Origin of the sequence: Corallococcus praedator, assembly GCF_003612125.1 — a bacterium.
Lineage (GTDB): Bacteria > Myxococcota > Myxococcia > Myxococcales > Myxococcaceae > Corallococcus > Corallococcus praedator.
In genome coordinates this window covers 1-9,496 of the sequence record NZ_RAWI01000364.1, presented here as the reverse complement: position 1 = coordinate 9,496, position 9,496 = coordinate 1, and the positions used below count along the sequence as shown (strand labels likewise).

The 9,496-nt window shown below is 69.8% G+C and carries 8 protein-coding genes; 2 read left to right on the top strand and 6 right to left on the bottom strand.

From position 1 onward, the window contains the following. The coding region (locus D7Y13_RS32700) for an ABC transporter ATP-binding protein (protein WP_120630884.1) at positions 1-868 on the bottom strand (868 nt) is incomplete at its 3' end. Positions 869-985: 117 nt separating this feature from the next. Here D7Y13_RS32700 and D7Y13_RS32695 point away from each other — a divergent pair. Both D7Y13_RS32695 and D7Y13_RS32690 read left to right on the top strand, forming a co-directional pair. After that, complete coding sequence (locus D7Y13_RS32695; RefSeq protein ID WP_120582634.1) at positions 986-2,158, top strand: acyltransferase family protein; 1,173 nt, start codon at positions 986-988, stop codon at positions 2,156-2,158. 238 nt (positions 2,159-2,396) lie between these two features. Then, positions 2,397-5,330, top strand: a complete 2,934-nt coding sequence (locus D7Y13_RS32690; RefSeq protein WP_120582635.1) for a carboxypeptidase regulatory-like domain-containing protein — start codon at positions 2,397-2,399, stop codon at positions 5,328-5,330. A gap of 45 nt (positions 5,331-5,375) precedes the next feature. Here the strand turns inward: D7Y13_RS32690 and D7Y13_RS32685 are convergent, their stop codons facing one another. From D7Y13_RS32685 to D7Y13_RS32665, 5 genes are all read right to left on the bottom strand, one after another. Further along, the gene (locus D7Y13_RS32685) at positions 5,376-6,959 is read right to left on the bottom strand and encodes a response regulator (protein ID WP_233595340.1); all 1,584 of its coding nucleotides are present in this window, start codon (positions 6,957-6,959) and stop codon (positions 5,376-5,378) included. 177 nt (positions 6,960-7,136) lie between these two features. Next, complete coding sequence (locus tag D7Y13_RS32680) at positions 7,137-7,703, bottom strand: hypothetical protein (protein ID WP_120582637.1); 567 nt, start codon at positions 7,701-7,703, stop codon at positions 7,137-7,139. A gap of 122 nt (positions 7,704-7,825) precedes the next feature. Next, positions 7,826-8,611, bottom strand: a complete 786-nt coding sequence (locus D7Y13_RS32675; RefSeq protein WP_120537003.1) for a carbonic anhydrase — start codon at positions 8,609-8,611, stop codon at positions 7,826-7,828. A 183-nt stretch (positions 8,612-8,794) separates the two neighbouring features. Continuing rightward, the gene (locus D7Y13_RS32670) at positions 8,795-9,166 is read right to left on the bottom strand and encodes a VOC family protein (RefSeq protein ID WP_120582638.1); all 372 of its coding nucleotides are present in this window, start codon (positions 9,164-9,166) and stop codon (positions 8,795-8,797) included. Positions 9,167-9,203: 37 nt separating this feature from the next. Continuing rightward, positions 9,204-9,496 (bottom strand): helix-turn-helix domain-containing protein (locus tag D7Y13_RS32665; protein ID WP_147452542.1); only part of this gene is annotated, 293 nt, incomplete at its 5' end.

Below are 9,496 nucleotides of genomic sequence, written 5' to 3'. Positions count from 1 at the left end.
GGGGCATCTCACCCACTTCGTCCAGGAAGAGGGTGCCGCCGTGGGCGCGCTCGAAGCCCGGGGGGACGGGCACGCCGGGGGGCGCGTGGATGCGCACGCGGTTCTTGCCCTCGAAGAGCACGGCCTGGGTGACGCGGTGGCCCTGCTGGAAGGTGTCCATGTCGGCCGGGGGGACGGTGCCCTCGTAGAGGGTGTCGTGCAGGGCGGCCTTCGCTTCACTGGGACTGGTGATGGCGACCACGCGGCCCTGGCGGATGACGGCGAAGCGCGGGCAGAGCATGGCCACGTCCTCCACGATGTGCGTGGACAGCAGCACCGTGCGCTCGTGGGCGATCTCCGCCAGCAGCCGGTAGAAGCGCTGGCGCTCCTCCGGGTCCAGGCCTGCGGTGGGCTCGTCCACGATGATGAGTTTGGGATTGCCCGCCAGGGCCTGGGCGATGCCCAGCCGCTGCCGCATGCCGCCGGAGTATTCCTTCACCTTGCGCTTCGCCGCGAACGTGAGGTTCACGCGCTCCAGCAGTTGCGCGCACAGCGCCTTCAGGCCCTGGGGCGCGGTGACGCCCTTGAGCTCCAGCAGGTAGCGCAGCATGTCCTGGCCGGAGAGGTACGGGTAGAAGCCGAACTCCTGGGGCAGGTAGCCCAGGTGGGGGCGCAGGGCCTCCGGGTGGCGCACCAGGTCCAGGCCGTCCAGCGTCACCTCGCCGGAGGTGGGCTCCAGCAGGCCGGAGAGGATCTTCATCAGCGTGGACTTGCCCGCGCCGTTGGGGCCCAGCAGGCCGAACATCCCCCGGGGCACTTCCAGGTCCACGCCGCGAAGGGCCGTGACCGGCCCCGGGTACACCTTCACCAGATTGCGCAGGCTGAGCATGTGGCCCCATCTACGCCGAAGGAGGGGCTCTATTTCCACCGGCGTCCGAACGGGGCAGGCAGGCGACACCCCGGGTGATTGAGCCATGAAAACAGGGCTGCCAGACTCGCGGGCCTCATGGCCTCTTCCCGGCGGTACCTGGATGTCCTCACCGGGCTGCGATTCCTCGCGGCCGCGCACATCGGCGCGTACCACGTGTACCACATGGTCTTCACCGGCACGGAGGCGCCGCCGGGGCTGCACGGGTTGCTCGACAGCGGCTACGTGAGCGTCGGGTTCTTCTTCGTGCTGTCGGGGTTCATCCTGGGCTACCACCACCTGGAGCGCCCGCCCGACACGCGCGAGGCACGCCAGGCGTTCTGGGTGGCCCGCTTCGCGCGCCTGTATCCCCTCTATGCGCTGGGGCTCGCGCTGGCCGCGCCCGCGTTCTTCAAGGGCCTGCACGCCGCGTGGGTGGAGGCGCCGGGGGAGCTGTGGCGGCTGGATGGGGCGCTCGTGCTCGCGCCGCTGTTGATGCAGAGCTGGGTGCCCTGGACGGCGCTCGCGTGGAACGGCGCGGGTTGGTCGCTGGCGGTGGAGGCGGTCTTCTACGCGGTGTTCCCCTTCCTCGCGGTGCGGCTGGGACAGACAGGGCCCCGGGCGCTCGCGGTGGGCGCGGTGGTGGCGTATGCGCTCGCGCTGGTGTTGCCGGTGCTGTACCTGCTGGTGGATCCGGACCACGGCCCGGCATCGTCGTACCACTCCGGTCCGTGGATGCGGGCGCTGCGCTTCAACCCGCTGGCGCGGCTGCCGGAGTTCATCCTGGGCCTCCTCGCCGGCCGCTACTTCCTGCTGCGCGCGGACGCCGCGCCCCGCGCGCGTCCTGTCGTGTTGACGGTGCTGGGCGCGCTCATCCTCGCGGTGCTGCTGGGGAGCGCGTCGCTGCCCTTCCCGCTGCTGCACAACGGCCTGCTGGCCCCGGTGTTCGCGGCGCTCTTCGTCTTGTTGCCCCGGAGCCAGGGACTCGTGGCCGGTGTGATCGCCTCACGCCCGTTCTGCTTCCTGGGAGAGGCGAGCTATTCGCTCTACATCCTGCACATGCCGCTGCTGTTCACGTGGAAGTCCGTGATGAAGCGCCTGGACGTTCCGTCCACGTCCGTGGGGGCGGTGGCGGTGCTGACGGTGGGCGTCGTGGTGCTGTGCGTGGCCGCCCACCAATGGGTGGAGAAGCCCGCGCGCAGGTGGATTCGCGCACGGTGGGCGGAGCGTGCCGCGCGGCGGGCGGAGGCAGGCATCCAGCCCCTGGCGTGAGCCGCGCATCACGATGGGTGTTCCGTCACCTGCCCGTGCCCTGGCATTGAGGCGAAGCCCATCCATTACAGCGACACGGAATGATGCGGGCCTGCATGAATAATGGCAGACCCCTTCGCGTCGGCAGGTCGCTCGTCGCGGGGTGGAGGTAGGCGCCTCCTCGGTCCCAACCCACGCGCATCCCGGGGGTTCCCCCCGCAACCAAGCCCACCCCTGCTGTCAATTCCAGGAACTCCTGATGCACGCGATGCGACCTTCGTCGTCTGTCTTGTTGTTGAGCCTCGTGCTCACCCTCGCGGCCTGCAAGGGCTCCGAAGAGGAACCGCTCCCCGTTCCGGATGTGCCCACCACCGCCCGGCTCGCGGGCAAGGTCACGTTGCAGGACGCGACCCGCCCCGAGGGCATCCTGGTCGCCTTGACGGGCACCGAGCTGCACGCCAGCACGGACGCGCAAGGCGCCTTCCTGCTGGAAGAAGTGCCGCCCGGCACCCATGAGCTCACCGCCTCCAAGCCGGGCTACTCGTCGCTGCGCCAGACGGTGGCGCTGAGCGCGGGCGACTCCGTGAGCCTGTCGCTGACGATGAAGGCCGCCCGGGGACGGTTGAGTGGCCTCATCACGCTGGAAGGCGCCAGCAGCTCCGCCGGCATCGCGGTGTCCCTGACGGGCACGGACGTGGCCACCACCACCAGCGCCCAGGGACGCTTCACCCTGGAGGACCTTGCCCTGGGCACCTACGAGCTGGTCGCCGTGAAGGCCGGCTACACGGTCCTCCATCAGCCCGTGGAGGTGAAGGAGGGCATTTCCACCTCCTCGGCCCAGGTGCTGTCGCGGCTGCGCGGTCAGGTGGAGGGCCAGGTGCTGCTGGAGGGCGCCGCGTCCCCCCAGGGCATCCAGCTGTCCCTGACGGGCTGGACCGGGAAGGCCACCACGGATGCGCAGGGCCGCTTCGTCCTGGCCGGTGTCCCCACGGGCACCTACGAGTTCGTCGCCACCAAGGACCGCTACGTGGTCGCGCGCCAGACGGTGGAGGTGAAGGAGGGCGGCTCCACCACCGTCACGCTCACGCTGGCGCACAGCCGGGGCCGCGTGGAGGGCCAGGTGCGGCTGGATGACGCCACGGACTTCTCGGGCATCCAGGTGTCGCTCGCGGGCTGGAGCGAAACCACCACCACGAACGCGGAGGGCCGCTTCGTGCTGGAGGGGGTCTTCACGGGCACCTATCAGGTGGTGGCCACGAAGAACGGCTACTCCACCCCGTCTACGTCGGTGCAGGTGCAGGCGGATGCGACGGCGTCCGTTTCGATGACCCTGGAGCGGCGCTACGGCTCCATCCAGGGCCGCGTGACGCTGGAAGGCCGCACGAACCACGGGGGCGTGCGCATCGACCTCGTCGGGCGGACCGAATCCTTCACGACCACCTCCAACGGCAGCTTCCAGTTCAACCGCCTGCTGCCCGGGGACTACTCGCTCCAGGCGACCCTGAGCCCGTACGAGACCGTGAACCTGCCGGTGAAGGTGTCGCTGGATGAGTACCGCAACACCCACTTCACGATGAGCCTCCTCCGGGGCGACGTGACGGGCACCGTGCTCCTGGAGGAGGTCGCGGCCGGAAGCCTCGACGGCACCGAGGTGACGCTGGCGGGCACCTCCCTGCGCGCCACCACCCAGGCGGACGGCACCTTCACCCTCGCGGGCGTGCCGGTGGGGACGTACGAGGTGCGGGCCAGCCGGTCCACCCATGCGGAGCGACGCGCGTCGGTCACGGTCGTGGCGAACCAGTCCGTCTCCGTGTCCCTCCAACTGCCCCGGCTGCGCGGGCAGGTGGACGGGCAGGTCGTGCTCTCGGATGGCGGGGAGCTGTCGGGCATCACGGTGTTCCAGAGCGGCCTCGCCACGCCCATCACGCCGGATGCCCAGGGCCGCTTCGCGCTGGTGGGGCTGCCCACGGGGAGCTACGCGCTGAAGGCGCTCAAGGAAGGCTATGCGAAGGCCGAACAGTCGGTGACGGTGAGCGCGAACGCGACGACGAACGTGTCGCTGCGGCTCACCCGCCTGCCGCCGCCCACGTTCACGTCCATCCCCTCGCTCGCGGTGCAGGGCGGGTGGGTGACCCTGACCGGCACGAACCTGGGCGACGAGCCGGGCTCTTCCCAGGTGACGGTGAACGGAAGCGCTCCCGCGCAGGTCATCTCCTGGAGCCAGACGCGCGCCGTCGTGCGGATGCCCTACGAAGTGCCTCCGGGCGTCCAGCAGGTGGTGTTCAAGACGGGCGTGCCCCAGCAGACGTTCACGGCCCAGGTCCGGGTGGTGGCCCAGAAGACGCTGGCCCTTGGCGACGCATGGGGCCTGGGCGTCCTCCCGGACGGCACCCTCCAGCACCTCGCGGACAACAGCGTCTGGGGGAACTCGCCCGCGTCCTTGAACCAGGGGATCGTGAGCGTCGCCGCGGAGGACTACTACGGCATGGTGCTCAAGGAGAATGGAACGGTCGACTGGTGGGGCTACAACATCGACCACATCGGCGACGTTCCCAGGGGCCTGTCCGGAGTCGTCGCCATCACCACGGGCTACGGCTTCGCCGTGGCCCTCAAGAACGACGGCACCCTGGTCACGTGGGGGAGCGTCGACAGCCCCGCTTCGACTGCGCCTCCGGGCGTCACGGACGTCATCGCCATCTCCGCGGGCCGCAACCACGCCCTGGCGCTCCGGGCGGATGGCACCGTCGTCGCCTGGGGCAACAACAGCCATGGCGCGGCCACGGTCCCGCAGGGACTCACGGACGTGGTGGAGGTCTCCGCGGGCACCGTTTCGAGTGTCGCGCGCAAGGTGGATGGCAGCCTGGTGACCTGGGGCACCCTCTCACCGGAGCGGCCCCTCCCCCAGGGACTGACGGGGGTGCGGACCGTGGCCCTCAGTCGCCGCGACAACTACGGGCTGGCCGTGCTCTCGGATGAGAGTGTCATCGCCTGGGGAGAATCGACGACCAACCTGAACGGCAGCCGCAATGGCCTGCCGCCCCCCGTCCAGACGCAGGTGGTGGCCTTGGCCATGGGGTCGGGCCACGCGGATGCCGTGCTTCATCAGGATGGCACCCTCACCCTCTGGGGAGTCTCCTCGGACGGCATGAACACGCTGCCTCCCGGCAAGGTGCTGCGCGTCCCGGCGCGCTGAAACAGCTGCCCGGCGCGGGGCCCTGCTCCGCGCCGTGGCGGCGGCTCACGCGCTCCTGGCGCGCGCCTGCTGACGGGGGTGCGCGCCGCGCTTCACCGGGCCCAGCTGCGCGAGCACGCGGCCAATCTCCACCAGCTCCACGGGCTTGACGAGGTGCAGGTCGAAGCCCGCCTCCTCGCTGCGGGCCCGGTCCTCCGGCGCCCCGTAGCCCGTGAGCGCGATGAGGTGCGCGTCGGAGGCCGCGCGCTGGCGCAGCTCCTCCGCCACCTCGTAGCCGCTCAGCCCGGGCAGCCCGATGTCCAGGATGATGACGTCGTAGGAGCCCGGGGTCGCCAGACTGAGCGCCTCGTGGCCATCCGCGGCGACCACGACGGTGTGGCCCCACATCTGGAGCATCTCGCTCAGGCCCTCGCGCGCGTCGGGGTTGTCGTCGACCAGGAGGATGCGCCACTCGCCCTTCTGCGACTCGACGCGCTCCAGGTGCGTGTCGGGCCTCGCGGCGTCCGCCAGCAGGGGCAGCGTGACGGTGAAGGTGCTGCCCTGGCCCAGGCCTTCGCTGAACACCGACACCTGACCGCCGTGCTCCTCCACCAGGTGGCGCACCAGCGTCAGGCCAATGCCCAGCCCGCCCCGGCTGCGCGCGAGCCCGGTGTCCAGCTGCGCGAAGAGTTCGAAGATGCGCTCCTGTTCGCCCGGCGGGAGCCCGATGCCGGTGTCCTGCACGGACACGAGCACGCGGTGGTCCTTGCCCACGTGGGCGCCCACGGTGATGACGCTGCCCTCGGGGGAATACTTCGCGGCGTTGTCCAGCAGGTTGGTGAAGACCTGCTCCAGCCGCGTCCGGTCGCCGTCCACCCAAGAGGGCGCTTCGGGCAGCGCTTCCTCGAGGATGAGCAGCCGCTCCTCCATCACCGGCCGGGCGGCGGCGAGCGCGTGGCGCAGGACGGTGTTGAGATCCAACCGGTCGCGGCGCAGCGCGTACTTGCCCCGGGTGATGCGGCTGACGTCGAGCAGGTCGTCCACCAGGTGGCGCAGGTGCTCCACCTGCCGCTCGATGATGGAGCGGCGGCGCGAGTCGGCTTCGGACAGGCCGTTCGAGTCCTTCTGGCCGAGCATCTGCACCGCGAGGGCGATGGCGGCCAGGGGGTTGCGCAGCTCATGGCCGAGCATCGCCAGGAACTCGTCCTTCTTGCGGTCGGCTTCCTCCAGGCGCGCGGCGTTGGCCAGGGCCTCGCGCTCCACGCGTCGCAGGCGCAGCACGCTGTTGACGGTGGCGATGAGCTCCTCGGGGTCGAACGGCTGCGTCAGGTAGACGTCCGCGCCCGCACGCAGGCCGATGACCTTCTTCTCCGCGGTGATGAACGTGGCGGAGGTGTGGATGACGGCGGTCTCCCGGGTGCGGGGATCGGCCTTCAGCAGCCGGCACACCTCGTAGCCGCTCATGTCTGGCAGCTTCACGTCGAGCACGACGAGGTCGGGGCGTCCCTCCAGGGCGACCTTCAGGGCCTCGCCACCGGTCATGGCCTCCAGCACGTGGTAGCCGGCCTGGCGCAGCGAGAAGGTGCCCAGGTAGAGACTGGCGGGGGTGTCGTTGACGTGAAGGATGGTGGCGGTGGCGGTGGCGTTCACGAGCGACTTTCCCAGGGACGGTCCAACGGGTTTGTACCGTGCGTCTGGGAGTGCGCGAGCCCGGACCGAGGGGATCCCGCCATCCTTTCGGGGGACCCGTGCGCGAGGATCCGGGAATTGTTGAGACCGCGACATGGGCCTGGCTGCCATGCAGGAGGGCAGCCGACCGAGCGTGTCTCAGTTCACATCCTCCGGTGAGCCTCCATCCCGGAGTCCCTCGGGCCAGGGCCGCGTGGGGTCTTTCCAGACGGAATCCAGCGCCGGGGCCACACCGGGCTCCGCGGGGATGGGCTGGGAATCTCCACCGTCGGTAAGCGTGTCCACCGGCATGCCGTCCAGGACACGCCGACGGATCCGTCCGTCACGGCCGAGGGCGTACCAGGCGCCTGAGTCCAGCGAGGGATAGGTCTTTCCGCAGGCCGTCGGGTCCTCGGAGATGTGGATGAAGAAGAGGTCATCCCGACGCATCACCTGATACCGCTGGGCCTCGGGCCTGTGCTGGCAGGGCACATCCTTCGAGGCCGGTGGCAGGAAGTCCTGGGTGGCGATCATCAGCGCCTGAAGCAGCGCACCCTCCAGCACATAGGGACGCTGCGAAGGCTGGACCTCCACGACGTCAGCATCCGAGAACGACGGAAAGACGATGGACCGGTCGTCCTCCACGGGGGCGGGCGCGGACCGGGAGCCTCGAACACAGCCCACGAACAGGATGGCCACCAGGAGACTGCCTTGTCGCATCGTCATCGGGAGTCCAGGGCTGCCTTCATCCCGCCAGGGCCACGAGGGAAGCCGGCAGGAGCCAGCGCGTCACGCAGTGCCACATGGACGCGCCAGCGTACCACCGGGACCTTCGCCCGGACGCGCGCTCAGTGCCCGGAGTGCACGCTGACGGTGCGGCCGTTGAGCGGCTGCAGGGGGCGGTTGTTCGGGTTGAGGTGCGGCAGCCGCTCGATGGCGGCGATCTGCGCGTCGGACAGCTCAATGGGGTTCTTCATCACGTACCACTGCAACCCCTGCGTGCACGGCGGCGTGGTGAGCGAACCCGCGTACTGGAAGAACGCCTTGTCGTGCGGCAGCAGCGCGCTTGCGTTGATGAGCGCCCCCACCGGCGAGCTCTGCTCCCCCGCGTGCCGGGGCAGGTGCCGGAAGGCCGTGAACAGCGCCGCGTTCAGCGCGCCCTCCTGGATGAGCACGCCCACGACCAGCGCGGGCGTTCCGTTCGCGTCCGTGTGCACCAGGTGCATCTCCAGCGGGTACTCCACGCCGTCCTTCGTGTGCTCGCTGGGCGTGTGGAAGTGGAACTGCGCCAGCTTGTACTCGTTGGCGCCCACCCGGACCGTGCTACCGGTGTCGTAGTTGAACTGCACCGTGTGGCCCGTGTTCACCATCCGCACGTGGCTCGTGGCGTAGTGGAAGCTGGGGACCGCCTGCTGCGGATGCGCGGCACCCGCCGTCACCAGCGCGATGGGCGACTGCATCACCCCCTGCCCACAGAGCGCGTCGCCCGGGAGCTCCGCCCAGTGCTCCGGGCTCAGGGTCTGGTCGTAGCCCCAGTGCACTTCGTCTTCAGCGAAGGCACTCGAAGCCAGCAACAGGGAGGACAGCAACGCGCCCTTCAGGGCGCGCACGGAGACGGTGCGGGAGAGCAACATGGGGTGGGGTCCTTGGACGCAGGCGTCAATCACAGGCAGGACATCCCTGGCTCAAACCCAGGGATGCCTCGATGCGCCTTGTGCCCCAGAAATCCCCTGAGATACAAATTTCAAAATATTTCTAATCAGACAGGTTGTGTCACGGCGTTGTCACCTCGTGGACCTCAACGCCAGACATCCGTCTCACGGCTCGGTCCACACCGCCAATTCGTTACCCGTGGGGTCCGCGAAGTGGAAGCGCTTGCCTCCGGGGAACGAGAACGTGTCCTTCACGATGCGCCCTCCCGCCGCGAGCACCTTCGCGTGCGTCGCTTCCAGGTCCTTGGAATACAGGACGACGAGCACGCCCCCCTTGCCCACCGGCAGCGACGCGTCGAAGCCGCCATTCAGCCGGCCGTCCTTGAAGCTCGTGTAGGCCGGGCCGTAGTCCTCGAAGCTCCAGCCGAAGACGTCGCCGTAGAAGCGCTTCGCCTCCCCGGTGTCCCGGGCGGGGAACTCGATGTAGTCGATGCGGTGGTGCTGCTCGGCCTGCTGCGATGAGGGAGTCGTGGACATGGGGAGGCCTCTCTTCCTGAAAGGGAACGCCCCTACGTTACGCACCCGCCGCGTCCGGCGATTGTACGAATCCGACTTCCGCCCGCTCCCGCGCGTAGGCCCCCGGCGTCAGCCCCGCCAGCGCCCGGAATTCCCGCACCTGGTGCGCCTGGTCGTAGTACCCCGCCGCGAGCGCCCATTCCGCGCCCTCCACCGCGCGCGGCCCCTGGAGCAGCGCCAGCGCGTGCTGGAGCCGCTCGATGCGGCACAGCACCTTGGGCGACAGGCCCACCGCCGCCAGGAACCGCCGCTCCACCTGCCGCGCCCCCACCCCCATCACCTGCTCCAGCG